22 protein-coding genes and 2 pseudogenes are annotated in these 24,993 nt (G+C 72.1%); 10 read left to right on the top strand and 14 right to left on the bottom strand.

Features of this window, described 5'->3' with window-relative positions; translation table 11 throughout:
* Positions 1 to 73: 73 nt before the first annotated feature.
* The 3 genes from H299_RS0107355 to H299_RS0107345 all read right to left on the bottom strand — a co-directional run bounded on the left by H299_RS0107355 (position 74) and on the right by H299_RS0107345 (position 2,130).
* Positions 74 to 880: an SAM-dependent methyltransferase gene (locus H299_RS0107355; RefSeq protein WP_027747891.1), complete on the bottom strand. Its 807-nt coding sequence runs from the start codon at positions 878 to 880 to the stop codon at positions 74 to 76.
* Between the two features lie 95 nt (positions 881 to 975).
* The gene (locus tag H299_RS0107350) at positions 976 to 1,539 is read right to left on the bottom strand and encodes a Uma2 family endonuclease (protein WP_078512582.1); all 564 of its coding nucleotides are present in this window, start codon (positions 1,537 to 1,539) and stop codon (positions 976 to 978) included.
* 156 nt (positions 1,540 to 1,695) lie between these two features.
* Complete coding sequence (locus H299_RS0107345; RefSeq protein WP_027747889.1) at positions 1,696 to 2,130, bottom strand: SRPBCC family protein; 435 nt, start codon at positions 2,128 to 2,130, stop codon at positions 1,696 to 1,698.
* Positions 2,131 to 2,408: 278 nt separating this feature from the next.
* Here H299_RS0107345 and H299_RS0107340 point away from each other — a divergent pair, with 278 nt between their 5' ends.
* From H299_RS0107340 to H299_RS0107325, 4 genes are all read left to right on the top strand, one after another.
* A complete protein-coding gene (locus H299_RS0107340) occupies positions 2,409 to 2,705 on the top strand; it encodes a hypothetical protein (RefSeq protein WP_027747888.1) in 297 nt (98 codons plus the stop codon).
* Between the two features lie 118 nt (positions 2,706 to 2,823).
* Positions 2,824 to 3,669 (top strand): hypothetical protein, encoded by an 846-nt coding sequence (locus H299_RS0107335; RefSeq protein WP_027747887.1) that lies wholly within the window; start codon positions 2,824 to 2,826, stop codon positions 3,667 to 3,669.
* A 38-nt stretch (positions 3,670 to 3,707) separates the two neighbouring features.
* On the top strand, positions 3,708 to 5,654 hold the full coding sequence (locus H299_RS0107330) for a fumarate reductase/succinate dehydrogenase flavoprotein subunit (protein WP_027747886.1): 1,947 nt from the start codon (positions 3,708 to 3,710) through the stop codon (positions 5,652 to 5,654).
* Positions 5,651 to 6,451, top strand: a complete 801-nt coding sequence (locus H299_RS0107325; RefSeq protein WP_486587178.1) for a succinate dehydrogenase/fumarate reductase iron-sulfur subunit — start codon at positions 5,651 to 5,653, stop codon at positions 6,449 to 6,451. The genes H299_RS0107330 and H299_RS0107325 overlap by 4 nt, the downstream gene beginning before the upstream one ends.
* 102 nt (positions 6,452 to 6,553) lie before the next feature.
* On the opposite strand, the gene H299_RS32690 is transcribed toward H299_RS0107325, so the two are convergent.
* The 5 genes and pseudogenes from H299_RS32690 to glpX all read right to left on the bottom strand — a co-directional run bounded on the left by H299_RS32690 (position 6,554) and on the right by glpX (position 13,479).
* Positions 6,554 to 8,353, bottom strand: a complete 1,800-nt coding sequence (locus tag H299_RS32690; RefSeq protein ID WP_078512537.1) for an ATP-binding SpoIIE family protein phosphatase — start codon at positions 8,351 to 8,353, stop codon at positions 6,554 to 6,556.
* A 176-nt stretch (positions 8,354 to 8,529) separates the two neighbouring features.
* On the bottom strand, positions 8,530 to 11,079 hold the full coding sequence (locus H299_RS32685) for a SpoIIE family protein phosphatase (RefSeq protein ID WP_486587177.1): 2,550 nt from the start codon (positions 11,077 to 11,079) through the stop codon (positions 8,530 to 8,532).
* An 88-nt stretch (positions 11,080 to 11,167) separates the two neighbouring features.
* A pseudogene (locus H299_RS0107310) lies at positions 11,168 to 11,407 on the bottom strand (hypothetical protein); the annotation flags it as partial.
* 147 nt (positions 11,408 to 11,554) lie between these two features.
* Positions 11,555 to 12,307, bottom strand: coding sequence for a GntR family transcriptional regulator (locus H299_RS0107305; protein ID WP_027747883.1), 753 nt, complete (start codon positions 12,305 to 12,307; stop codon positions 11,555 to 11,557).
* A 137-nt stretch (positions 12,308 to 12,444) separates the two neighbouring features.
* The gene (gene glpX, locus H299_RS0107300) at positions 12,445 to 13,479 is read right to left on the bottom strand and encodes a class II fructose-bisphosphatase (RefSeq protein WP_027747882.1); all 1,035 of its coding nucleotides are present in this window, start codon (positions 13,477 to 13,479) and stop codon (positions 12,445 to 12,447) included.
* A gap of 190 nt (positions 13,480 to 13,669) precedes the next feature.
* Here glpX and H299_RS0107295 point away from each other — a divergent pair, with 190 nt between their 5' ends.
* A complete protein-coding gene (locus H299_RS0107295) occupies positions 13,670 to 14,269 on the top strand; it encodes a DUF4245 family protein (protein ID WP_027747881.1) in 600 nt (199 codons plus the stop codon).
* A gap of 81 nt (positions 14,270 to 14,350) precedes the next feature.
* Here the strand turns inward: H299_RS0107295 and H299_RS0107290 are convergent, their stop codons facing one another.
* The 4 genes from H299_RS0107290 to H299_RS0107275 form a co-directional block, all read right to left on the bottom strand.
* Complete coding sequence (locus H299_RS0107290) at positions 14,351 to 14,944, bottom strand: malonic semialdehyde reductase (RefSeq protein WP_027747880.1); 594 nt, start codon at positions 14,942 to 14,944, stop codon at positions 14,351 to 14,353.
* Between the two features lie 136 nt (positions 14,945 to 15,080).
* Entirely contained in the window at positions 15,081 to 15,362 is a 282-nt protein-coding gene (locus H299_RS0107285; protein WP_078512535.1) for an exodeoxyribonuclease VII small subunit, read from the bottom strand.
* Between the two features lie 98 nt (positions 15,363 to 15,460).
* Positions 15,461 to 16,675: an exodeoxyribonuclease VII large subunit gene (gene xseA / locus H299_RS0107280; protein ID WP_027747878.1), complete on the bottom strand. Its 1,215-nt coding sequence runs from the start codon at positions 16,673 to 16,675 to the stop codon at positions 15,461 to 15,463.
* 9 nt (positions 16,676 to 16,684) lie between these two features.
* Positions 16,685 to 18,103, bottom strand: coding sequence for an APC family permease (locus tag H299_RS0107275; protein ID WP_027747877.1), 1,419 nt, complete (start codon positions 18,101 to 18,103; stop codon positions 16,685 to 16,687).
* A gap of 85 nt (positions 18,104 to 18,188) precedes the next feature.
* On the opposite strand from H299_RS0107275, the gene H299_RS0107270 reads away from it, so the two are divergent.
* The gene (locus H299_RS0107270) at positions 18,189 to 19,226 is read left to right on the top strand and encodes a 4-hydroxy-3-methylbut-2-enyl diphosphate reductase (RefSeq protein ID WP_078512580.1); all 1,038 of its coding nucleotides are present in this window, start codon (positions 18,189 to 18,191) and stop codon (positions 19,224 to 19,226) included.
* Positions 19,227 to 19,568: 342 nt separating this feature from the next.
* On the opposite strand, the gene H299_RS40285 is transcribed toward H299_RS0107270, so the two are convergent.
* Entirely contained in the window at positions 19,569 to 20,402 is an 834-nt protein-coding gene (locus H299_RS40285; RefSeq protein WP_158692286.1) for a DUF6542 domain-containing protein, read from the bottom strand.
* Positions 20,403 to 20,638: 236 nt separating this feature from the next.
* On the opposite strand from H299_RS40285, the gene ychF reads away from it, so the two are divergent.
* On the top strand, positions 20,639 to 21,727 hold the full coding sequence (gene ychF, locus H299_RS0107260) for a redox-regulated ATPase YchF (protein ID WP_027747875.1): 1,089 nt from the start codon (positions 20,639 to 20,641) through the stop codon (positions 21,725 to 21,727).
* Positions 21,728 to 22,006: 279 nt separating this feature from the next.
* Here the strand turns inward: ychF and H299_RS32675 are convergent, their stop codons facing one another.
* Positions 22,007 to 22,591 carry a class I SAM-dependent methyltransferase gene (locus H299_RS32675; RefSeq protein WP_037758102.1) on the bottom strand — a complete coding sequence of 195 codons (585 nt, stop codon included), beginning with the start codon at positions 22,589 to 22,591 and terminating at the stop codon, positions 22,007 to 22,009.
* A gap of 55 nt (positions 22,592 to 22,646) precedes the next feature.
* On the opposite strand from H299_RS32675, the gene H299_RS0107250 reads away from it, so the two are divergent.
* The 3 genes and pseudogenes from H299_RS0107250 (at position 22,647) to H299_RS0107245 (ending at position 24,956) form a co-directional block, all read left to right on the top strand.
* Positions 22,647 to 23,417, top strand: coding sequence for a helix-turn-helix transcriptional regulator (locus tag H299_RS0107250; protein WP_027747874.1), 771 nt, complete (start codon positions 22,647 to 22,649; stop codon positions 23,415 to 23,417).
* Between the two features lie 122 nt (positions 23,418 to 23,539).
* A pseudogene (locus H299_RS40280) lies at positions 23,540 to 23,707 on the top strand (ATP-binding protein); the annotation flags it as partial.
* A gap of 151 nt (positions 23,708 to 23,858) precedes the next feature.
* Positions 23,859 to 24,956 carry a sugar diacid recognition domain-containing protein gene (locus tag H299_RS0107245; RefSeq protein WP_027747873.1) on the top strand — a complete coding sequence of 366 codons (1,098 nt, stop codon included), beginning with the start codon at positions 23,859 to 23,861 and terminating at the stop codon, positions 24,954 to 24,956.
* The last annotated feature ends 37 nt before the right edge of the window (positions 24,957 to 24,993 follow it).

Genomic DNA, 24,993 nt, shown 5'->3' with positions numbered 1-24,993 from the left:
GGCGAAATGGCCGAAGCACGCCACCCGTGCGGAGCAGGGAGCGTGCCGCGGCGCTCGGTGGCTGCCTGGCCGGCTACGGCTTGCGGCCGACGCCGCCCGCCTCGTCCAGCTGCTGACGCGCGGCCGACGAGATCCCCTCCGGCCGCCACAGCGGGACGGCCACGACCCCCGGCTCGACCAGCTCCAGCCCCTCGAAGTACCCGGCCAGCTCGTCCGGAGTGCGCAGCACGTACGGCAGAGCGCCGCTCTCGTTGTACTGCTCCTGGGCCTCGGCCATGCCGGTCGGTAGCACGTTCGTCCCGTCGGCGAGGACGAGGTGGCTGCCGGAGGGAAGGGCGGAGACCAGGCGCGCGGCGATGGACCGCGCCGCCTCGTACTCCGGGACGTGGCCGAGGATGTTCAGCATGATCAGGCCGACGGGCTGGTCGAAGTCCAGGGTCTTCGCCGCCTCGGCGACGATGGTCTCCGGGCTGCGCAGGTCGCTGTCGATGTAGGTGGTCACGCCCTCCGGTGTGCTGGTCAGCAGGGCGCGCGCGTGCACGAGGACCAGCGGGTCGTTGTCCACGTAGACGATGCGGCACTCGGGTGCCACCTGCTGGGCGATCTCGTGCGTGTTGACCACGGTGGGCAGCCCGGTACCGATGTCGAGGAACTGCCGGATGCCGACCTCGCCGACGAGGTAGCGCACGGCGCGGTGCAGGAAGTGCCGCGAGGCGCGGGCTATGTCCACGATCCCGGGCGAGACACGCACGTACGCGTCGCCCGCCTCGCGGTCCACGGGGTAGTTGTCCTTGCCGCCGAGCCAGTAGTTCCAGATGCGCGCCGAGTGCGGAACGCTCGTGTCGATCTTCTGCCGCTGACCGTGCGACTCCTGTGCCACCGGATGACTCCCGCCTTGCCGACCACCGCTTTCGGCGTTCAACGTATCCGAACACGCCCTGCCCGTAAGGCAGATGGGTGTTCACCGAGCATCCGTCAGAATTCGCTGGTGTCCAGGTCGAAGGCGAGCGGCTCCGGCAGCGAGAGCTTCTGCTCCACCGAGACCGTCTGCTGCCAGGTGTAGCGGTCCTCCGAGGGCTGCGCGAAGACTGTCGCCTGCCTGGCCTTGCGGTCGATGAGCAGGTAGAGGGGAATCCCTGCTCGTGCGTAGCCCCGCAGCTTGCGCGTGTGGTCGTTCTCCGCCGTGGAGTACGAGGTGACCTCGCCCACCAACAGGACGGCGGAGGGATCGTGGTAGTGCTCGCCGTCCTGGAAACTTCCCTTGGGGGCGATCACGAGATCGGGGATCACCTTGCCAGTGACGGACGCGTCGGGCACGGCCAGCCCGAGCCCCGTGTACACCCGAAGCGAGGCATTCGGGTGCCCCTTCGCCACCTGGTGCACAACTTCGGTGACAATCTCTTCGTGCTCGCCGTTCGCTGGTGGTGCCACGTGGATTTCTCCCTCGATCAGTTCCACGCGCCACCCCTCGGGGGCCGCCGCGCTCAGAGATTCGAAGGCTTCTTCCACGGGCACGGGCTGGGGCATCGGCTGATCCATAGGGACATCCTCGTACGCACACGACGTACGCTCCGGGAAAGTCAGTGCCATGGCGGGCCTCCTTCGTACGGAGCGATGGTCTCAGCGTAGGCCAGCGGAGTGCCCCGAATCCCGGCTTCGTTCATCCGAACGCGTGAGCGGATACGTTTCTGCTCGTCAGCCCCCCTCCGTCAGTGCCAGTTCCTCGGCCGCCCGCTTGAACTCGGCCAGGTCCTGGTGGGCCAGCACCGAGTCGAGGCCGGTGACGGAGCCCAGGTGCTCGACGAAGCCGCGCGGGTGGTAGTCGATCCGCAACGACACCCGCGTACCGGCCGGTTCGAGCCGGTGGAAGATGACCGCGCCCGCGTGCTCGACGCCGTCCACCGTCCGCCAGGCGATGCGCTCGTGCGGCACCACCTCGGTCAGTTCGGCCGTGAAGCTCTTGTCCGCGCCGGGCAGCGACAGCCACCAGGAGAAGGAGAGCCGGTCGATCCGGGTGACGTTCTGTACGTGGCTCAGGAACCTCGGCCACTGGGTCACGTCGCTCCACAGGGCCCAGCTCACCGCGACGGGGGCGTCGACATCGATGGTCTCCGCGACGGAGGACGACATGTTCCGGCACCTCTTCCCTTGTTCTCGTCCACTGCTGTCCGTTCCCCGCGTACCCGCGCGCACCACATTCATGACCGCGGCCGTACGCGCACCCGACGGCACACCCTCACGGCTCCCCGCGGCGTCAGCACGGCGCCCGGAAACCCACCCGCACGGGGCGCGGACACACTCCGTCGGGGGAATCCCGTGCAGCGCCCTTCACAACGGGGAGTGTGACGCGAAACACTCGCACCCGCGTGAGCCGAACCAGCCGCCCACCCGCGGAGGTGTCGCACATCATGTCATTGCAGGATGAGATGACCACCGTCCAACGCTGCCTGGACGAACTCGCACGCAGCGTGACCCGCCTGGAATCCCACATCGGCGGCGGTCTGGAGATACGACGCATGCGCAGCGACGCGGAGCACCTGCGGGAATCCCTCGCACTGCTGCGCGCGTCGACGCCCGGCGTGCCCGGCCCGTCCGACACCCCGCGCCCGGAGATGGTCACCATCCCGGACACGCCCTACGACAGCTCGCTGTGGACGGACGCGGAGGACGAGGGGCTGGGGGCGAAGGACCGGCACGCGCCCTGACCTCGGCCTCGGAGCGCCCGGCGGCCCCCGCCACCGGGCACCGCGCCACCCCCGGAGGGCACCGCGCCGCGCAAGCGCCGCACCCTCCCTACCTTCCCTCCCCTCGACGGAGTCCCCCTTGGCCACCACCACACAGCCCACGGAGCCGGACAGCTCCGACAGCCCCCCCGCGCCCGGCGGCGTCCACTCCGCCGGGCGCGCCTCCATCAGCGAGGGCCATCTGCGCGTCGACCGCTGGTGGCTCGCCCCCGCGGCCACCGCGCTGGCCCTGCTCGCGTTCATCGTCTACGCGACCTGGCGCGCCTTCGCCAACAGCGACTACTACGAGGCCCCCTACGTCTCGCCGTTCTACTCGCCCTGCCTGGCGGAGAACTGCGAGCCGATGAAGGGCGGGCCCAACTGGGAGATCCTCGGCAGCTGGTGGGGCCTGTCGCCCGCGGTGCTCATCCTGATCCTGCCGCTGGGCTTCCGGCTCACCTGCTACTACTACCGCAAGGCCTACTACCGCAGCTTCTGGGCCTCTCCCCCGGCGTGCGCGGTCGCCGAGCCGCACAAGAAGTACACGGGTGAGACGCGCTTCCCGCTCGTCATGCAGAACATCCACCGGTACTTCTTCTACGCCGGTGTGCTGGTCGCGCTGATCCTCTCGTACGACACCCTTCTCGGCTTCCGCAACGCGGAGTACGAGTGGGGGCACATGGGCCTGGGGACCGTGGTCTTCCTGGTCAACATCGTGCTGATCTGGCTCTACACCCTCTCGTGCCACTCCTGCCGGCACATCATCGGCGGCAAGCTCAAGCACTTCTCGAAGCATCCGGTCCGCTACCGCCTGTGGGGCCTGATCGGCCGGCTCACCGCGCGCCACATGCTGCTCGCCTGGGCTTCGCTGATCAGCGTGGCGCTGGCCGACTTCTATGTGTACCTGCTGGCCACCGGGGCGTTCGACGACCCGCAGCTGTTCTGAGCCGTGAGCTTCCGCAACGTGAGAGGGATGCACCAGAGATGACGCAAGTCGAACGCCAGCAGTGGGACGTCGTGATCGTGGGGGCCGGTGGTGCCGGTCTGCGCGCCGCCGTCGAGGCGCGCGAGCAGGGGCTGCGTACCGCGGTGATCTGCAAGTCCCTCTTCGGCAAGGCGCACACGGTGATGGCCGAGGGCGGCATCGCCGCCAGCATGGGCAACGTGAACGAGGGAGACAACTGGCAGGTCCACTTCCGGGACACCCTGCGCGGCGGGAAGTTCCTCAACCACTGGCGGATGGCGGAGCTGCACGCCAGGGAGGCGCCCGACCGGGTGTGGGAGCTGGAGACCTGGGGTGCGCTCTTCGACCGTACGAAGGACGGGAAGATCTCCCAGCGCAACTTCGGCGGCCACGAGTACCCCCGGCTCGCGCACGTCGGCGACCGCACCGGGCTGGAGCTGATCCGTACCCTCCAGCAGAAGATCGTCTCGCTCCAGCAGGAGGACTTCCGGGAGCACGGGGACTACGAGGCGCGGCTCAAGGTCTTCCAGGAGTGCACCGTCACCCGGGTCCTCAAGGACGAGGAGGGCGGCCAGGTCACGGGGACGTTCTGCTACGAGCGGGAGTCCGGCCGCTTCTTCGTGCTGGAGGCGCCCGCCGTCGTGCTCGCCACCGGCGGCATCGGCAAGTCCTTCAAGGTGACGTCCAACTCCTGGGAGTACACCGGGGACGGGCACGCGCTGGCGCTGCTCGCGGGGGCCGCGCTGATCAACATGGAGTTCGTCCAGTTCCATCCCACCGGCATGGTCTGGCCCCCGTCGGTGAAGGGCATCCTGGTCACCGAGTCGGTGCGCGGCGACGGCGGGGTGCTGCGCAACTCCGAGGGCAAGCGCTTCATGTTCGACTACGTGCCGGACGTCTTCAAGGAGAAGTACGCCAAGTCCGAGGAGGAGGCGGACGGCTGGTACGAGGACCCGGAGCACAACCGCCGCCCGCCCGAACTGCTGCCCCGTGACGAGGTGGCCCGGGCCATCAACTCCGAGGTGAAGGCGGGCCGCGGCTCCCCGCACGGCGGCGTCTTCCTGGATGTGTCGACCCGGATGCCCGCCGAGGTGATCAAGCGGCGGCTGCCGTCCATGCACCACCAGTTCAAGGAGCTGGCGGACGTGGACATCACCGCCCAGCCCATGGAGGTCGGCCCCACCTGCCACTACGTGATGGGCGGCATCGACGTCGACCCGGACACCGCCGAGGCGGTCGGCGTCCCCGGGCTCTTCGCCGCCGGCGAGGTGTCCGGCGGCATGCACGGCTCCAACCGGCTGGGCGGCAACTCCCTCTCCGACCTGCTGGTCTTCGGGCGGCGGGCCGGACTGTACGCGGCGCGGCGCGCGGCACAGAGCCCGGCGGCGGAGCGTCCCCCGGTCTCGGACGCGCAGATCGACGCCGCGGCCGTCGAGGCGCTCCGCCCGTTCACCCCGGAGGCGTCGCCGGAGGGCACCGCCGCCGAGAACCCGTACAGCGTGCACCAGGAGTTGCAGCAGTCCATGAACGACCTCGTCGGCATCATCCGGCGGGAGGAGGAGATGGCGCGGGCGCTGGTGCGGCTGGCCGAGCTGCGGGTACGGGCCCGGCGCGCCGGGGTGGAGGGGCACCGGCAGTTCAACCCCGGCTGGCACCTCGCGATCGACCTGCGCAACATGCTGCTGGTCAGCGAGTGCGTGGCGCGCGCGGCGCTGACCCGTACGGAGTCGCGCGGCGGGCACACCCGGGACGACCACCCGGCGATGGACCACGAGTGGCGCCGCTCGAACCTCGTGTGCACCCTCGCGCCCGAGGGCGCCGAGGCGGCCGAGGGGGAGGAAGGGCCCGGCGGGCAGATCGTGCTGCGGCGCCGCGACATGCCGCCGATCCGGCCCGACCTGCTGGCCCTCTTCGAGCGGGACGAGCTGACCAAGTACCTGACGGACGAGGAGCTGACGGCCGAGTGAGTACGAGCAGCACCGCGAGCAGCGCGGTGAGCAGCAGTTACGACGCGCACTTCCGGGTCTGGCGGGGCGACGCGGAGGGCGGCGGTCTCGCCGACTTCACCGTGGAGGTCCACGAGGGCGAGGTGGTGCTCGACATCATCCACCGGTTGCAGGCCACCCAGGCGCCGGACCTGGCGGTGCGGTGGAACTGCAAGGCGGGCAAGTGCGGCTCGTGCAGCGCCGAGATCAACGGGCGGCCCCGGCTGCTGTGCATGACGCGGATGTCGGTGTTCGCCCGCGAGGACACGATCACGGTGACGCCGCTGCGTGCGTTCCCGGTCGTGCGCGACCTGGTGACGGACGTCTCGTTCAACTACACCAAGGCACGCGAGATCCCCTCGTTCGCGGCGCCCGCGGAGCTGGGCCCGGGCGAGTACCGGATGCAGCAGGAGGACGTGGAGCGGTCGCAGGAGTTCCGCAAGTGCATCGAGTGCTTCCTGTGCCAGGACACCTGCCATGTCGTGCGCGACCATGAGGAGAACAAGCCCGCGTTCGCCGGGCCGCGCTTCCTGATGCGGGTCGCGGAGCTGGACATGCACCCGCTGGACGCGGCCGAGGAGCAGGGCCTGGACCGCAAGACGAGCGCGCAGGAGGAGCACGGGCTCGGCTACTGCAACATCACCAAGTGCTGTACGGAGGTCTGCCCGGAGGGCATCAAGATCACTGACAACGCGCTGATCCCGCTCAAGGAGCGTGCGGTGGACCGCAAGTACGACCCGCTGGTGTGGCTGGGGAGCAAGATCCGGCGCCGGCGGTAGCCGACGGGGCGCCGGCCGGGCGCGGACTCGCCTCCGCGCCCGGCCGGGCCGCGTACCGCCAGACCAGTCCGGTGCGCCACCGCGCCGGCGCGCCGCCCCTGCTCAGTACAGGCTGAGCAGCGCCTCCGCGTCCATCGGCTTCGTCCCGCCGTCCGGCAGCGGCAGTTCGAACCACACGGTCTTGCCGTGCGGTGTCCGCCTGCTCCCCCAGCCGGAGCTGAGCAGCCCGACCAGTTGCAGCCCCCGCCCGCCCTCGTCGGTGGCGCGGGCCCGCCGGCGCCGCGGCTGGACGAGCCCCGCGTCCCAGACCTCGCACACCAGCGTGCGATCGCGCAGCAGCCGGAGCCGTATACCGCCCTCGCCGTGCCGCAGGGCGTTCGTGACCAGCTCGCTGACCAGCAGTTCCGTGGTGTCCGCCAGAGCTGTCAGGTCCCATTCCGCCAGCTGGCGCCGGGCCAGTTCGCGGGCGCGGGCGACCGAGCGCGGGTGGGACGGCAGCCGCCAGTCCCCCACCGCGTCGCGGCTCAGGCCCTGCACCCGGGCCACCAGCAGGGCGATGTCGTCCTCGCCGTGGTGCACGTTGAGCGTGTCCAGCACCCGGTCCGCGATGTCCTCCAGCGCCTGCGGCGCCTCCGTCAGTGCCGTACGGAAGGCTTCCAGGCCCTCGTCCAGCGGGTGGTCGCGGGATTCGACGAGCCCGTCGGTGTAGAGGGCGAGCAGCGCGCCGTCCGGCAGTTCGACCTCGATCTGCTCGAACGGCTCGCCGCCGACGCCGAGCGGCACTCCGCGCGGCACCTCCAGCAGCCGCGCGCTGTCGTCCGTGTCGCGCAGGATGGGCGGCAGATGGCCCGCGTTCGCGAAGGTGCAGCGGCGGGTGACCGGGTCGTAGACGGCGTACACGCAGGTGGCCAGGTACACCTCGGCGAGGTCCTCGGTGCCGGTGCGCTGCGAGCGGGCCTGGCGTCCGCCGCGCTCGCCGAGGGGCGCGCCGAGTCCGAGCGCGATCTCGTCGAGCGCCGAGAGCACCTCGGCCGGTTCGAGGTCGAGCAGGGCCAGGGTCCGTACGGCGGTGCGCAGTTCGCCCATCGCGACGGCTGCCCGCAGGCCGCGGCCCATCACGTCGCCGACGACCAGCGCGGTGCGGTGGCCGGGCAGCTCGATCACGTCGAACCAGTCGCCGCCGACCTCGGTCGCCGTGGTGCCGGGCAGATAGCGCGCGGCGATGTCCAGCCCGGCGGCCTCGGGGTCGCCCGGGGGCAGCAGGCTGCGCTGGAGGATGAGCGCGCGCTCGTGCTCCCGGCGGTAGAGCCGCGCGTTGTCGATGCAGACGGCGGCGCGGGCGGCCAGTTCCGCAGCGAGCGCCGCGTCCCGTTCGCCGAAGGGCTGGCTGCCCTTGGCGCGCGAGAACTGGACGAGCCCGAGCACGCGCTCGCGCGCGACCATCGGCACCACGAGCGTGGACTGCACCACCGCGCCGAGCTGGGCGGGCGCCGAGTCGCCCGGGCCCCCGCCGTGCTGCACCCGGCCCGTACGGAGCGCCTCGGCGGCGGGGGACGAGGCGGCGTAGCAGTGCGTGGCGCCCACGGGCACCGGGCTCGCTCCGTAGGACTCGCCGGAGGGGAGGGAGACGTGAGCGTCGGAGACCGCGCTGGCGAAGGCGACGCGGCGCAGCTCGCCGTCACCGGGGCCGGCCGGATGCGGCTCGTCACCGGCCAGCACGTCCTGGAAGAGATCGACGGAGGCGAGGTCGCAGAACTGGGGCACGGCGACGTCCAGCAGCTCGCGCGCGGTGGTCTCCAGATCGAGGGAGTTCCCGATCCGGGCGCCCGCCGCGTTGAGCAGCGCGAGCGCCCGGCGCACATCGTCCGGCTTGCCCGCTGCCTCGACTGGGGTATCGCTCAACGCCGTCCCTTCCCGCTCCCGGTGTGGTTGCCGGTCGGGGCAGTCTCGCAGGCCGATGGCCGATGGGACATGCCCTCCCCGAACGCCGCACGTTTTCTGCCGGTTATGGCAAAATCCGCGCGCCCGCACACCTCTGTGCCTCCCCCCTGCCCGTCTCGTCAGGGTTCACCTCTCTCCTAACCAGGCAACGCCAGCTCGAACCAGACAGTTTTTCCGAGTGCACCGTGCCGGGTGCCCCAGCGGCGGGATTCCCGGGCGACCAGCTGGATACCGCGCCCGCCCTCGTCCTCGTACGTGGCGTCGCGCGGGCGCGGCGGATCGGGCAGCGGGTCGGACACCTCGACCAGGAGTGAGGTTCCGCGCACCATGCGGACGCCGACCGGCCCGGGTGCGTAGCGCAGCGAGTTGGTGACCAGTTCGCTCACCAGCAGCACCGTCTCATCGACCAGTGCGCCGAGACCCCAGCCGAGGAGGGTCTCCCGTACGACCTGCCGGGCCCGCCGCACCGCGTACGGCTCGGCGGCGAACCGCCAGGAGGCGGCGCTGCCCTCCGGCAGGCCGCCGAGCCGGGCCATCAACAGCGCGGTGTCGTCGGCGGGGGCGTCCAGCGGGGCCTGCGCGGCCGACTCGGCGGACCCGGTCGACCCGGCCGGTGGCCCGGGCGCGCCGATCACGGCGTCGCAGGCGTCCTCGAGCGAGTGCGCGGCCAGCTCGGCGCTGAGCAGGGTGCGGAGCCGGTCGACGCCGTCGGTGATGTCCTCGCCACGGTTCTCCACAAGCCCGTCCGTGTAGAGGACGAGGACGGCGCCCTCGCTCACGTCCAGCTCCAGCGACTCGAAGTCGACGCCCCCGACCCCCAGAGGCGCGCCCGAGGGCAGGTCGAGGGCGGTGCCCGTCCACTCCCCCAGACTGTCGGGGACCAGCAGCAGCGGCGGCAGGTGGCCCGCCTTGGCGAGGGTGCAGCGGCGGGTGGAGGGGTCGTAGACGGCGTAGAGGCAGGTGGCCATCAGCGGGTCGTCGGGGCCCTGGCCGAGGTCGTCGGCCAGGTCGTCGACGCGGCGCAGCAGCCGGTCGGGCGGCAGGTCCTGCCCGGCGAGGGTGCGTACGGCCGTGCGCAGCCGCCCCATCGTCGCCGCGGCCCGCAGTCCGTGGCCCATCACGTCGCCGACGACGAAGGCGACCCGGCCGCCGGCCAGCGGGATGACGTCGAACCAGTCGCCGCCCACCTCGGTGCCGCTGCTGCCCGGCACGTAGCGGTAGGCGAGGCTGACGCCCGGCGGTGAGGGGACGTGCTGGGGCAGCAGGCTGCGCTGGAGCATCAGCGCACCCTCGCGCTCCCGGACGTAGAGGCGAGCGTTGTCCAGCGAGGTGCCGGCGCGGTCGGCCAGCTCCATGGCGAGGGCGAGGTCGTCCTGGTCGAACGGCTCGCGGGGGGTCGCGCGGCTGATGACCAGCAGGCCGAGCGCGATCCCGCGGGCGCGCAGCGGCAGCACCATCAGGGAGTGGATGCCGAGGTCGAGCGCGGCCTGCACCTTCGGGTCGCCGGGGTAGGTGGCGGCGCGCAACTCGTCCTGGGAGGAGATGAGATGCGGCTCTCCGGTGGAGAGCGTCCGGCCGAAGGGGGAGCCGGACTCGAAGGCGATGTCCTGGCCGACCCGGAGCATCCGGTCGACCGCCGGGCCGCGGTCCTTCGCGTCGATGCCCAGTTGCAGCAGCGGCGCGCTCAGCAGTCCGGCGACGTCCGGCAGCTCACCGCCGCGTACGAGGGAACCGGCCAGCATCACGCCGGAGTAGTCGGCGAAGCGCGGCACCAGCGCGGTGGCGAAGGTCCGCGCGATGCGGCGTACGTCCAGGCTGTCGCCGAGGGCGACGCCCGCCCGGTCCAGCAGCGCGAGCCGCTGGCGGGCCAGCTCGATCTTCTGCAGCGCGTCGCGGCGTTCGGAGACGTCCATCACGACGCAGCTCAGCCCGAGCACGCGCCCCGAGTCGTCGGTCAGCCTGCTGTACGAGATCGAACGGGCGCCGGTGCCGTTCGGGGCGGCGGTGACCACGTCGATGACGCTCCGGCCGGTGCGCAGCACCCCGGTCTGCAACTCGTAGATCTCGCCCGCCATCCAGGGCGGCAGGATGTCGTGGACCGTACGGCCGGGGTGGTCGCGTGCGGGGACGCCGTTGAGCCGGGCCAGCGCCTCGTTGACCCGGACGTAGCGCTGCTCGGTGTCGAGGAGGGCGATGCCCAGCGGGGAGGAGCCGAAGAGCGCGTGCAGCGCGGCGAGGTCGTGGTCCACCGCGCGCAGAGCGCTGACCTCGGTGAGGCTGGCGACGATGTACTCGGTGCCCTCACCGTCGGAGAGCAGTGAGGCGCGGCTCTCGACCTCGACGGTGCGGCCGTCCAGGTGGCGGGCGCGCAGGATGCCCTGCCAGTTGCGGTCCCGGCGCAGCACGCCGCAGATCCGGAGGGACTGGGTGCTGGCGGTTTCGGCGGGGGTGCCGCGCAGCAGCGTGTCGATGTGGCGGCCGGCGAGCCGGTCGGCGGGCCAGCCGAGGACCTCCTCGGCGGCGGGGCTCCAGAGGAGGACCCGGCCCTGGACGTCGAGGATGGCGAGCCCGACGTGCACGGTGTCCAGGAGGGAGGAGACCGACTGGTGGGCGAAGACGGGAACGCGCCCGTCCGTGTCCGGGGCGGTGCGCTCCGCCCGGCCCCCGGGTTCCGCGGTCTGTGCCACACCGCCCACGTCCCTGCTCGGGTACATACCTGGCCGAAAAGGACCTGCCAAGTAGGACTAATGCCTACATACCCGATTTTGCCCGGCGTCAGCCGCGGACGCCTTCACCCGGGGCCCGGCACTCGACCAGATAGCTGTCCGTGCCGCCCTGCCCGCCACCGGCGCCGCTGCCGCCGGTACTGCCGCCGCGGAGGCGGTCCGCGATCTGCTGCGCCTCCAGACGGGAGGCGTAGCTGCCGACACGGTAGCGGTTCCCGTGCCCGTCCTGGCGTATGAGGAGCCAGGGCAGCACGGCATTGCTGTCGCCGCTCACACTTCGCATATGCCGGAGCCTACGCTGCGCAACTCACGCAGCGCATTCATCTTTGCACAAAGGGCAATCACTTTCGGCCAATTGTCCGCCCCACATCGCCATACTCCGCCGCACCGGAGGAGCCCGGGACGCACCGGAGCCCGGGACGCCGCCGAGGCCCCGCTATCTCACCGGCAGGTGGTACGCGAGCCGGAAGCGGTCGGCGGGCACCACCACGTCCGCCGTCTCGACCGGCTGGCCACCCGCGAAGTACGTACGCTCGACGACCAGCACCGCATGACCCGGCACCCCGCCCATGATCATGGTCTCCTCCGCCAGACCGGGCCGGGCACCGACCTCCTCCATGACGTTGTCCACCACGACGTCGATGGCGGCCATCCGGTCGACCACCCCGCGCCCCGCCAGCGGCCCCTCCTCCGGCAGCATCACCGGCGTACGCCCCGTCAGGGACAGCGGCTCCCAGGAGGTGGAGATCATCGACGCCTCCCCCTCCCACCGGTAGACGTACCGCGTGCGCATCACCCGGGCACCAGGCTCGGTCCGCAGCCGCTCCGCGATCCCCCGCGAGGCCGCCTCCTGCTCGCTGCGCGACTCCCAGCTGCCCTTGATCCGCTCGTCGGACTGCTCCTGGCGGAACGGGCTGGGGTCCCCCGCCGTGCGGTAGCCCGTACGGGCGACGCGGCGGCGCACCCGCTGCTCGCGCACGTAGGTGCCCGAGCCCGAGCGGCCCTCGACCAGACCCTCCGCCATCAGCACCTTGCGCGCCTCCAGCGCGACGGTGTCCGACACCCCGTACTCCTCGCGGATACGGGCCTGGGAGGGCAGCCTGGTGTGTGGCGCCAGCTTGCCGTCGGCGATCTTCTGACGCAGATCACCGGCCACGCGCAGATACGCGGGCTGCTCACCGAAGGACACAAGCCCCTCCCAACAGGTTGACAGTGTGCAACACCCTGACAACTGTACGTGGTGAGCGCAGCACTCGACCAAGCATTCACCCGAAGTGATGAGTTACTGCTCAGAGGGCCTCTTCGCGGGGCTCTTCCGCGGCCCGCTCAGCGGGCCCGGTCGAAGTCGACCGCGCTGTACGCGCGCAGCTTGGAGAGCTGGTGCGTGGAGTCGATCTGCCGGATGGTGCCGGACTTGGAGCGCATCACGAGCGACTGCGTGTAGGCGGTCTCCGCGCGGTAGCGCACCCCGCGCAGCAGATCACCGTCGGTGATGCCGGTGGCGACGAAGAAGACGTTCTCCCCGCCGACCAGGTCGGTGATCTCCAGCACCCGGTCCAGGTCGTGCCCGGCGTCCAGCGCCCGCCGGCGCTCCGCCTCGTCCTTGGGCCACAGCTTGCCCTGGAGGGTGCCGCCCAGGCACTTGATCGCGCATGCGGTGATGATGCCCTCCGGGGTACCGCCGACACCCAGCAGCAGATCGACGCCCGTCCCCTCGCGCACCGCCATGATCGCGCCCGCGACGTCGCCGTCCGAGATGAACTTGATACGGGCGCCCGCCTCCCGGATCTCCTTGACGATGCCGTCGTGCCGCGGCCGGTCCAGCACCACGACCGTGACGTCCTCCGGCGCACAGCCCTTCGCCTTGGCGACCCGGCGCACGTTCACCGAGGCGGGCGCGTTGATGTCCACGAACTCGGCCGCCTCCGGGCCGGTGACGAGCTTGTCCATGTAGAAGACCGCGGACGGGTCGAACATCGCGCCGCGCTCCGCCACCGCCAGCACGGAGACGGCGTTCCCCATGCCCTTCGCGGTCAGCGTGGTGCCGTCCACCGGGTCGACGGCGACATCGCACTCGGCGCCCGTGCCGTCGCCGACGCGCTCGCCGTTGAACAGCATCGGCGCCTCGTCCTTCTCCCCCTCGCCGATGACGACCACGCCGTTCATCGAGACGGTGGAGACCAGGGTGCGCATCGCCTTGACGGCGGCTCCGTCCGCGCCGTTCTTGTCCCCGCGGCCGACCCAGCGGCCGGAGGCCATGGCGCCCGCCTCGGTGACCCGGACAAGCTCCAGCGCGAGGTTGCGGTCCGGGGCCTCCGGGCTGACCTCGAGCGGGGCGGGGAGGTGGTGGTGGTCGGTCATCGGACGCACCTTTCTGAACGGCCACGGCCGCGCGGGGGTGTCGAGGGTGAGGGTTGCCCTCGACTCTATCGAGAGTTCGAAAGAATGAGCAGTGCGCCCCACGTTTGAGCGGACGCACGCGGGCGGCACCCCGCACGCCCCCGGACACCCCCTCGGCCGGACGCGGGAGGGCATAGGGGACGATGGGGACGTGGCAGCAGACAAGAAGCGCGGCACTCAGACAGTGCGGGACATGGTGCTCTCGCTCATCGTCATCACCCTCGCCGCCGGCGTGATCTATCTGTTCATCCCCCACGAGGAGGACGACGACCCGGTCCGGACGGTCAGCTACGAGGTCGAGCTGAACACGGCGCGGCGCGCGGCACCGTACCCGGTGGCGGCGCCCGAGGGCCTCTCGAAGCAGTGGCGCGCGACGTCCGTGAGCTACGAGGCCGACGAGGCGGGCAAGATCGCCTGGCACCTGGGCTTCCTCGACCCCGACCAGGAGTACGTGGCGGTCGAGCAGAGCGACGGCCAGGTGGGCCCGTTTGTCGAGAAGGTCACCCGGGGCGCGGCGGAGACGGGGAAGTCGGTCCGGATCAACGGCGACGAGTGGGCGCGCTACGAGGGCGCGAAGTACGACGCGCTGGTGCGTACGGAGGCCGGGTCGACGACCGTGGTCACCGGGACGGCGCCCTGGGGGCAGCTGCGGAAGATGGCCGGGGCGCTCGAGGCGGAGAAGACCAGCCCCAGCCCGGCACCGAGCGCGAGCGGCGCCACGGCGGAGCCGAGCGCCGGCCAGGAGGTCTGACCCGGGGCGGACGCGCGTCCGCCCCGGCCGTGGACCCGCGCGCCGCCAGGTGCCCGCCGTCCGCCGTCCCGGCGCCGCCGCTCAGACGGTGGTGACGGCGTCCTCGTAGGACAGCCGGGGCGAGCGCGGCCGGTAGGCGTCCGGACCGGGCTTGCCGATGTTGACGACGACCAGCGTCCGCTGCCTGCCGTCGCCGAAGAACTCCTTGTCGATGCCGGCGGCGTCGAAACCGGTCATCGGACCGGCGGCGAGCCCGGCGGCCCGTACACCGAGGATGAAGTACCCCGCCTGGAGCGAGGCGTTGAAGGTGCCGGCGGCCTCGCGCGGGCCCTGTTCGCCGAAGACCGCGTCCTTGAGGTGCGGCGCGGCGGGGAACAGCTCCGGCAGGCGCTCGTGGAAGTCGAGGTCGACCGAGAGGATGGCGGTCAGCGGCGCGGTGGACGTCTTGGGCCGGTTGCCCTCCGCCATCTGCCGCACCAGCCGCTCGCGCGCCTCCGGGCTGCGGACCAGGGTGACCCGCAGGGGCGACTGGTTGAACGCCGTGGGGGCGAACTTCACCAGGTCGTGCACCGCCCGGAGCTGCTCGTCGGTCACCGGCTCGTCGGTGAACGTGTTGGCGGTGCGGGCCTCCCGGAAGAGCAGATCCTGGGCGGCGGGGTCGAGGGCGAGTGCCATGCTGTGCTGCCTCACGCGTGGGGGTAGTTCAAATTGGCACCACTCACCCTAGAGGAACTTAGTTAAGATTTCAATCAACTAGGACCCATGCCCTGCCGCGCATCCCGGCCACAGCCCTGCTCGCCCCGCGCCCTGCTCACCCCGCATCGGGCTCCCCGTCGCCGCCCTCCCCCGCACCGGCCGCGCCCGCCTCCAGCACCGCGTCCAGCCGCGCCCGCGCGCCCTCCAGCCACTCGCGGCAGATCCGCGCCAGCTCCTCGCCCCGCTCCCACAGGGCCAGCGACTCCTCCAGCGTCGAACCGCCCGCCTCCAGCCGCTGCACCACCTCCACCAGCTCGCCGCGCGCCTGCTCGTAACTCAGCGTGGACCCGGGCGCGGGCCCGGCCGCCTCATCCGTCACCGCTTCATCCGTCGTCATCCGCCCAGGCTAAAGGCTGCCTCTGTCATCCCCGACGCACTCGCGAGCCCACGGCCTGCCCGCACCGCGGAGCCGCCCAAGGGCTGCACACCGGGCAGTCAGGCACCCGGCTCCACCGTCACCCCGAACTCGCCCTCGGCCACCCGCGCCCGCAGCCGCTCGCCGGGCCCGGCCTCGGCCGGCTTGCGGATCACCGCGCCGTCCGCCCGCTGGAGCACCGCGTACCCCCGCTCCAGCGTCGCCGCCGGTGACAGCGCCACCACCCGGGCCCTGGTGTGCGCGAGATCGTCCTCCGCACGCTCCAGCCGGTGGCCGAACGTACGGCGCGCCCGGTCCGTGAGGAAGCCGGTCTCCGCCTCCCTGTCCTCGATCACCCGGTGCGGATCGGCCAGCGCGGGACGGCTGCGCACCTCCGCGAGCGCCCGCTCCTCCCGCTCCAGGAAGCCGGTCATCACGCGCCAGCCCCGCTCCCGCAGCACCCGCACCCGCTCGCGCTCCTCCTCCACGTCCGGCACCGTCCGCTTCGCGGCGTCGGTCGGGGTGGACGCCCGCAGGTCCGCGACGTGGTCGAGCAGCGGGGCGTCCCGCTCGTGCCCGATCGCGGAGACCACCGGCGTACGGCAGGCCGCCACCGCGCGCACCAGCCCTTCGTCCGAGAACGGCAGCAGGTCCTCCAGGCTGCCGCCCCCGCGCGCCACGATGATGAGGTCCACCTGCGGATTCTCGTCCAGCTCCCGCAGCGCGCCGATCACCTGCGGCACCGCGTGCACCCCCTGGACGGCGACCTGCCGCACCTCGAAGCGGACGGCGGGCCAGCGCAGCGTGGCGTTCCGCAGGACATCCCGCTCGGCGTCCGAGGCGCGGCCGGTCACCAGCCCGATGCACTGCGGCAGGAACGGCAGCGCCGTCTTGCGCCCGGCATCGAACAGCCCTTCGGCCTCCAGCGCGCGCTTGAGCCGCTCCAGTCGTACGAGCAGCTCGCCCACCCCCACCGGGCGGATCTGCGAGGCGCGCAGCGAGAGGGTGCCGCGCGGCGCGTACCAGGAGGGTTTCGCCGCGACGACGACCCGGGACCCCTGTGTCACGGTCTCGGCCACCTCCGCGAAGACGTCCGGCGGGCAGACGACGTTGACCGAGATCTCCTGCGCGGGGTCGCGCAGGGTCAGGTAGACCCAGCTCTTGGGGGAGCGCCGGTTGAGCTGGGTGATCTGCCCCTCCGTCCAGACCGTGCCGAGCCGGTGCACCCAGTCACCGATGAGCTGCGAGACCTTGCCGACGGGAATCGGCGCGTCGGCCGACGTGTGCAGAGCCATCCTCCGAGGCTACGGCCTGTCACCGACACCCGGCCCCGCCCGGTCGCCGCGCTGGGCGAGGAGCACCAGCAGACCGGCCGCCAGCCAGGCGCAGCCCAGCAGCTGCGCGTGCCGGTCGGCCGTGGCGATCACGGCGACCGTGATCGCCAGGCCCAGCAGCGGCACCACCCAGTCCCGCACCACGCTCACCGGGCCGTCGCCGAGCCGCCGCACCCCGAAGTAGCCCATCACCGAGAGGTGCAGCATGCCGAACGCCGTCAGCGCGCCGATGTCCACCAGGGAGACCAGCTGGTCCAGCCCGTTCACCGCCCGCGACGCCCACACCGCGGCGGTCATCGTCACCACGGCGGACAGCAGCAGCGCCCGGCGCGGCACGTGGCTCGACGGGTCCACCCGCGACAGCGGCCGGGGCAGCCTGCCGTCCCGCGCCATCGCGAAGAGCAGCCGCCCCGCCGCCGCCTGCCCGGCCAGCGCGGCGAAGGCCGCGCCCAGCGCCTTGCTTGCCGCGACCGCGGTGTGCAGCCACCCGCCGACCGCCTCCTCCACCGCCACGTAGAAGGCCGCGCCCTGCTCCTGGGGATGCTCGGCCAGCCGGCGCGAGGAGTCCTCGGCCAGCAGCGTCACCAGGTACGTCTGCACGACGAACAGCACCCCGGCCAGCACCAGGCAGCCCACCAGCGCACGCGCCACCGGCGAGGGCGACGTGCGCGCGCCCTGGCCGTCGGCGCCTCCCCCGCCGGCCGCCCCGCCCCTGGCCTCCTCCGCGAAGTTCGCGATCGCGTCGAAGCCCAGGTAGGAGAGGACCGCGACCGAGACCGCGCTGAGCACCGCGCGCGGCGAGAAGTCCCGGTCCCCGCTGAACGGGGTCAGCCAGTCCCGCTCCGGCCCCTCGCGCACCAGCACCACCAGCGCCGCCGCCACGAAGAGCACCAGCACCGCGATCTCCAGCAGCAGCACCACGAAGCCGACGGCGGCCGCCGTACGCACCCCGGCGAGGTTGAGCGCCGTCGTCACCAGGACCGCGAGCACCGTCCACACCCACTGGTCGACGGCGGGCACCAGCTCCTCCATGGCGATCCCCGCGAAGAGGTACGCCACGGCCGGGATCAGCAGGTAGTCCAGCAGCGCCATCCAGCCCGCCGTGAAACCGGCGCCCTTCCCCAGCCCCTGGCCCGCGTACGCGTAGACGGACCCCGCCTGCGGCACGACCCGCACCATGCGGGCGTACGAGTACGCGGTGAAGGCCATCGCCACCGTCGCCACGACGTACACCAGCGGCACCACGCCGTGGCTCTTGGCGTCCAGCGCGCCGAAGACCCCGACCGGGGCCATGGGCGCGATGAACAGTAGCCCGTAGACCACGAGGTCCCGGAAAGTGAGCGAGCGGCGCAGACCCTCGTCCGGCCCGGACTTCGCGTCTTCGGACATGATGTCCACATTGCCGCAGAAAGTCCCCCCGCTACGGCAGAGAGGCCCGGACACTCCGGTACGCACGGCCCGTACGATGGACGGCATGACTGCAACTCCCGCCCGCCGGCCCGCCGCCGCCCAGGCCGGGGACGCCACGCGTCACTCCTCCGGCCGCCGTGTCCTGCTCGCCGCTCCCCGCGGGTACTGCGCCGGGGTGGACCGCGCCGTGATCGCCGTGGAGAAGGCGCTGGAGCAGTACGGCGCCCCCATCTACGTCCGGCACGAGATCGTGCACAACAAGTACGTGGTCCAGACGCTGGAGAAGAAGGGCGCCATCTTCGTCGAGGAGACGGAGGAGGTGCCCAAGGGCGAGATCGTCATCTTCTCCGCGCACGGCGTGTCCCCCGAGGTCCACCGGGAGGCCGAGCGCGTCGGCCTCGCCACCATCGACGCCACCTGCCCCCTGGTCACCAAGGTGCACAAGGAAGCCGTCCGCTACGCCGCCGACGACTACGACATCCTGCTGATCGGCCACGAGGGCCACGAGGAGGTCATCGGCACCAGCGGCGAGGCGCCCGACCACATCACGCTGGTCGACGGCCCCGAGGACGTGCGGAACGTCGAGGTGCGGGACCCGGACAAGGTCGTCTGGCTCTCCCAGACCACCCTCTCGGTCGACGAGACCATGGAGACGGTCAACGCGCTCCAGAGCCGCTACCCGAACCTGCTCAGCCCGCCCAGCGACGACATCTGCTACGCCACGCAGAACCGCCAGACCGCGATCAAGCAGGTGGCGGCCGGGTCGGACCTCGTCCTGATCGTCGGCTCCAAGAACTCCTCGAACTCCGTGCGGCTCGTGGAGACCGCACTCCAGCACGGCGCGCGGGCGGGCCACCTCATCGACGACGCGAGCGAGATCGACGAGGCGTGGCTCGACGGCGTCGGGACCGTCGGCCTCTCCTCCGGCGCCTCCGTGCCGGACGTGCTGATCGACGGCGTGCTGGAGTGGCTCAAGGAGCGCGGCTGGGACGACCTGGAGCTCGTCCAGCCCGTCGACGAGCACGTGCAGTTCTCGCTCCCCAAGGAGCTGCGCCGGGACCTGCGCGCCGAAGCCGCCGAGAAGACGGGCTCCCGCGCCTGAGCCTGGTCGCGCGGACGCACGCCGCGGCGCGAGCCGCCACGGCTGCCCCGCCCGGGGGCCAGGTACCCGGACCTCCCCGGCCCCCGGCGGCGCACCGCGTACGCGCGGCGCCCGCCCGAGCTGGACGACTCCGGCAGCACAGCGAGACAGGCCCCTGCCCGAGACCTGGTGCCGCGTCGGGCAGGGTCACCCCGCGCGACGCCCCGCACGCACGCCGCCTGGCTGTGGATGTGGGAGGTGTGCGGAGGTTCCCGACAACGCCGGGGCCCCGCCCGACGAAGCCAGGAGGTGAGAGGTGCCCTACCTGCCATCGCCCGCCCGCCAGGCATGGCGGGACAGCCGTCAGGGAACGTGCGCCGTCCCGGACGCCCCCGGCACCGCCGGACGTGCGGTCCCCGTGCCCGGCGGCGGGCTGCCCGCCGCGCTGCGCACCCGCCGCTCCGCCCGCCGTCGGCGCACGTACGCCACCCGCCGCACCAACGCGATCAGCCCCGCGAGCAGCGTCCCGCCGTAGACCCAGCCCGCCTGGAGGGACAGCCCGGAGACGAGCCCCATCATCGTGCCGCCGAAGCCGTCCGAGCCGGGGCTGGTGAAGAGCAGCCCGGCGGCGAAGGCCAGCGGTGCCGAGACGGGTGCGGCCAGCAGGTCCGCAGGGCGCACCCACAGCGTGCTGGCGGCGCTGACCAGCAGGAAGAAGACGCCGTACGTGGCCGGGGAGTCGAGCAGCAACGCGTCCAGGCCGCCGATGAGCAGCATCGCCAGCACGGCGAGCAGCCCGCAGCCCAGCGCCGTGAGCCGCGGGCTCGGCAGCCGGGAGAACGCGTCGGCGAGTCGCTCGCCATGGGGCAGGCGGGACAGCGTGCGGTAGGCCGGGGACCCAGCACGCAGCCCGGCACTCCCGGCCCGCGCCGGGCCGCGGGACGACGCCCGCGCCGCGGCGGGACGCGGTGGGCGGGGCGCGCGTGGCCGCCGGGTCGCCTCGCCGACCCGTGCCGCGTCGCCGGTCTCCCCGCCCTCACGGCCGGCCCGTCCGTCACGGTCAGCGCCGCCGCCCGCGCCCGCCCCGCCCCGCACCGCCCGTACGGGGCGCGGAAGCCACGGCGGTCTCGGCCGGCGGGCGGCGGGCACCGCCTGCGGCTCGCTCTGCTGGGACACGCCTGTGCTGTGCTGCTCCACCGCACCAACCTAGGCCGCAACCCCCGTGAAACCTCGGCATGAACACGCAGGAGTTGCCCGCCGGGCACCCGTTCGACAGATCGTGACCGTGTCCTGCGGGCCGCACCGCGTCGGAGACCGCCTCGGCCGGGCGCCTGATCCGTCGTGGGCGTGCGGACGACGCCCGTAGACTGGTGGATCGGCTCGCCTACGCTGGGCCGGTCCGCCCAGTTCCATCCGCTACGGGAAGTCGTCACGTGTCGCTCACGATCGGAATCGTCGGTCTGCCGAATGTCGGCAAGTCGACCATGTTCAACGCTCTGACCAAGAACAACGTGCTGGCGGCCAACTACCCGTTCGCCACCATCGACCCGCACGTCGGGGTCGTCGGCATCCCGGACGCCCGGCTGACGCAGCTGGCCGAGATCTTCGGTTCGCAGAAGATCCTGCCCGCCACCGTCGACTTCGTCGACATCGCCGGAATCGTGCGCGGGGCGAGCAAGGGCGAGGGGATGGGCAACAAGTTCCTGGCGAACATCCGCGAGGCGGACGCGATCTGCCAGGTCATCCGGGCGTTCAAGGACGACAACGTCGTGCACGTGGACGGCAAGATCTCCCCGCGCGACGACATCGAGACGATCAACACCGAGCTGATCCTCGCCGACCTCCAGACGATCGAGAAGGCCCTCCCCCGGCTCCAGAAAGAGTCCCGGGTGAAGAAGGACCGGCAGGCCGAGGTGAAGGCCGTCGAGGAGGCCCAGGCCATCCTGGAGGACGGCCGCACCCTCTTCTCCGCAGGCATCGCCCAGGGCACGGAGGCCGCCGCCGCCCTGTACGAACTGCACCTGCTCACGACCAAGCCGTTCATCTACGTCTTCAACGTCGACGAGGACGAACTGGTGGACGAAGCGTTCAAGGACGAGCAGCGCGCCCTGATCGCCCCCGCCGAGGCGGTCTTCCTGAACGCCAAACTGGAGGCCGACCTCGCGGAACTGGACGACGACGAGGCCCTCGAACTCCTCCAGACCGTCGGCCAGCACGAGCCGGGCCTGGCCACCCTCGCCCGCGTCGGCTTCAACACCCTGGGCCTCCAGACCTACCTGACGGCAGGCCCCAAGGAGTCCCGCGCCTGGACCATCAAGCAGGGCGCCACCGCCCCGGAGGCCGCCGGTGTGATCCACACGGACTTCCAGAAGGGCTTCATCAAGGCCGAGGTCATCTCCTTCCCCGACCTGGTCGAAACGGGCTCCGTCGCCGAGGCCCGCGCCAAGGGCAAGGCCCGCATGGAGGGCAAGGACTACGTGATGCAGGACGGCGACGTGGTGGAGTTCCGCTTCAACGTGTAGCGGGAGCGGGTGACGGCGGCGCGGGTGATGGGACGCCTGCCGGGCAGGGGGCCACCGACCCGGCCCAGCCCAGGGTCGGTGGCAGACCGGTCGTGCCAGGTTTCGTGCTGTGGCGTGTTTCGTCCTGCTGATCAGACCCGATGGTGCAGTCGAGGCCGAGCCGAAGCCCGGGGAATGCCCCAGAGTGCCGGAGTCCCTCACTCCGTCGGGGCTGCGCGGAGGAGAGCGAGGACCTCCGCGCGGGCGGGCTCCGCCTGCGGCTGCACCCGGCGGGCCGGGTCAGGCGGCTTGCTCGGCCGGGGCGGAAGGCTTGTGCGCGGAGAACGTCAGCCGCCCGCCCACGCCGAGGGTGATGTCGACGTAGCCCAGCGTCTGAAGGCGTACGAGGAGTACGGCCGGCTCCACCGGGTTGTAGGTGTCGCCCTCGTGGAAGGCGTGCAGTGACAGGCTCGCCAGGCTGTCGGCCCCGACCAGGACCCCGCCTGGCTTGAGTACCCGGAGGACCTCTGCGAGCAGGAGGTTCTGGAGAGCCGCTGTCGGTACGTGATGCAGCATCGTGAACGACGCGGCGGAGTCGAAGGAGTCGTCGGCAAACTCCAGCGCGGTGCCGCTCCCTCGGCGAACCTCTACGTTCGTACCGGCGAATCGATCGGCAAGGAGCGACGCCGCCTCGGTTTCGATCTCCACAGCCACCAGGCGGTCGACCTTGGTCCGCAGCCATTCGGTCGCCGCTCCCGGGCCGGGGCCGACCTCCAGCAGCTCGTTCCCGAGATCGGCACGCGCGACGGCCAGCGGCAGTACCTCGTCGTGCAGATGGGCGGCCCACTCCGGGCTCGCGCACAGTTCAGCGTGGTTGGTGTTCATGACGAGAACGCTAGGGAGCGGTGCCACTGTCCAGAAGGCCGTAACCTTCCAACTTATGTCGCGAAACGGACAGGTTGGCGCGCTCGTCTCCATCAGTACGTTCCTCATGCCGGCGGGGACGCGGTTCACCCAGCACAGCCACCGGACACATCAGCTGGCCTGGGCCTCCCGAGGTGCCTTGACGGTCGACGTGGAATCCCGACGGTGGGTCCTGCCCACCACGCGCGCCCTGTGGATTCCGCCGGGAGTGCCGCACGTCGTCATCTCGGCCAGCCACACCACGATGACCTCGCTGTACCTGCCGACATCGCCGCCTGCCGGTCCGGGGCAATGGGCCTCGGTCCAGCCGGTCCACGTCTCGCTGCTGCTCGCCGAGTTGATCGACTACCTGGACGATCCGGACCTCGGCGCCGAGCACCGGGCGCGCGGTGAGGCGGTGCTCCTCGACTTGCTCCGGCCGGTGACGGCTACCGCCCTCGATGCTCCGCTCCCCGCAGACCCGCGCGCCCGTCAGGTCGCCGAGGAGCTGCTCGATGATCCGGCCTGCGGGCTGGCGGTGGATGCGTGGGGGCGCCGGGTCGGCACCTCCGGGCGCACACTCGCCAGGCTGTTCCTGTCCGAGACAGGCATGCCGTTCGGCCGCTGGCGCACCCTCGTTCGCATCCAGGCGGCGCTGCCCGCCCTGGCCGCCGGGGAGCCGCTCCATCGCGTGTCGCGCGGAGTCGGCTACGAGACGGTCAGCGCGTTCGTCGCGGCGTTCCGACGTGAGACCGGCACCACCCCGGGCGCGTACTTCAGTCGCAGATCAGATCGGGCGGCGCGCTGAGGGGCATGGCGGCCGTCTCGGCCGGGGGCACGTGCGCGACCGGTGACCCCGAGCCACAGTCGGCCGGACAGAGGGTGAGCATGATACTCACCTGCACGTTACCAACATGCGCGTTGTGTCATGAGCAATCGCCCTTCGACCGGCACGACATGGCAGCGCTTCATCGCCACCGGGCCGCTCTCACCGCCGAACCCGTACCAGTCGTGGCGGTCTCGCGAAGCGGTGTGGACTCTCCGGGCCTCGATGCCGCCTACGGCCCCGGCGATTTGTTCAGTGCCTGGCCGTTGTGAGCGGCGGGCTGTGAGCGGCGGGCTCCGCGCACGAACGGCTGGTCGCCCCAGGGAACGGCTCCTGAACCTCGTCTCCTGTCAGACAGAACCCGGCCTCCAGGCCGCGAGGTGATCGCCGGTGCGCGGTGGTGGGGCGGCGTAGGGTGGCCGCGTGATTGACGGCGTCGCGGCTCAGGCCATCGTGGATGACATCGCCGATCGGCTCGGTGTCCGGGTGAACGTCATGGACGACCAGGGCGTCATCATCGCCAGCAGCGACCGCTCGCGGGTGGGCGGCCTGCACGAGGGCGCGCTGCGGGTGCTGCGGGCGGGACGCCTCCTGTCCGTGACCAGTGAGGAGGCGCGCGGCCTCACGGGGACCCAGGCCGGGGTCAACCTGCCACTGCGGCTGGGCGACGAGGTCGTGGGCGTCGTCGGGGTGAGCGGTGAGCCCGCGCAGGTGGGCGAGATCGCGCAGGCCATCGCGAGGATGGCCGAGCTGATGGTGATACAGCAAGCGTTCCTGGGGGAGGCGGGCTGGCGGCACCGCGTGCGGCTCCAGATCGTGGAGGACCTGCGTGCCGGGCAGCTGACCGAGGCGGGCTGGCGGCAGCGGCAGCAGCTCGCGGGCTGCCGGGTCGATCCTCCCTACTACCTGTTCGTGGTCGACGGGGTGGCGGCGCGACCGGGCCAGGAGCCCCCGGGCGAGCGCGGGGACCCCTCGGAGCGGTACCGCTGGCTGGAGGCGAACGAGGCGGCGACGCTCATCGCCCCCGACACGAACGGCGTGCTGTGGGTGCTGGCGGGCGGCAGTGCGGGGGTCGCGCTGCGGCACCGGCTCTCGGCGCTGTGCGCGGCGGAGCGTGACACCGGCTTCCTGGACACCGGGCGTGCCGACGACTTCCCCGCGCTCCTGGAGCTGGCCGCGCAGGCCCGGTTCGCGCTGCGGCGGCGGCTGCGCGGCGAGGTGCGTCTGTCGGACCTGGAGCTGCCCGTCCTGCTGGCCCGGCTCGACCCCGAGGCGCGGCAGGGCGCGGCGGCGCGCATCCTGGGCCCGCTGACCGAGGAGCTGCGGCACACGCTGCGGGTGTACTTCGCGCACGACCGGAACGTCGGCGACGCGGCGACCGCGCTGAACGTGCACCGCAACACCCTCGCCTACCGCCTGGGGCGGGTGGAGTACCTCACCCGGCGGGACCCGCGCGCCTTCCAGGACGCGGTGGTGCTCCAGGTCGCGCTGCATCTGCTGGAGCTGTCCGAGCCCGACTGACACCGCCGCTCCGGCGTTCTTCCGCGAGCGGTTGTGC

The organism is Streptomyces sp. CNH287 (assembly GCF_000424825.1).
The sequence above is the reverse complement of the archived record's forward strand: the minus strand, read 5'-3'. Positions and strand labels throughout refer to the sequence as shown.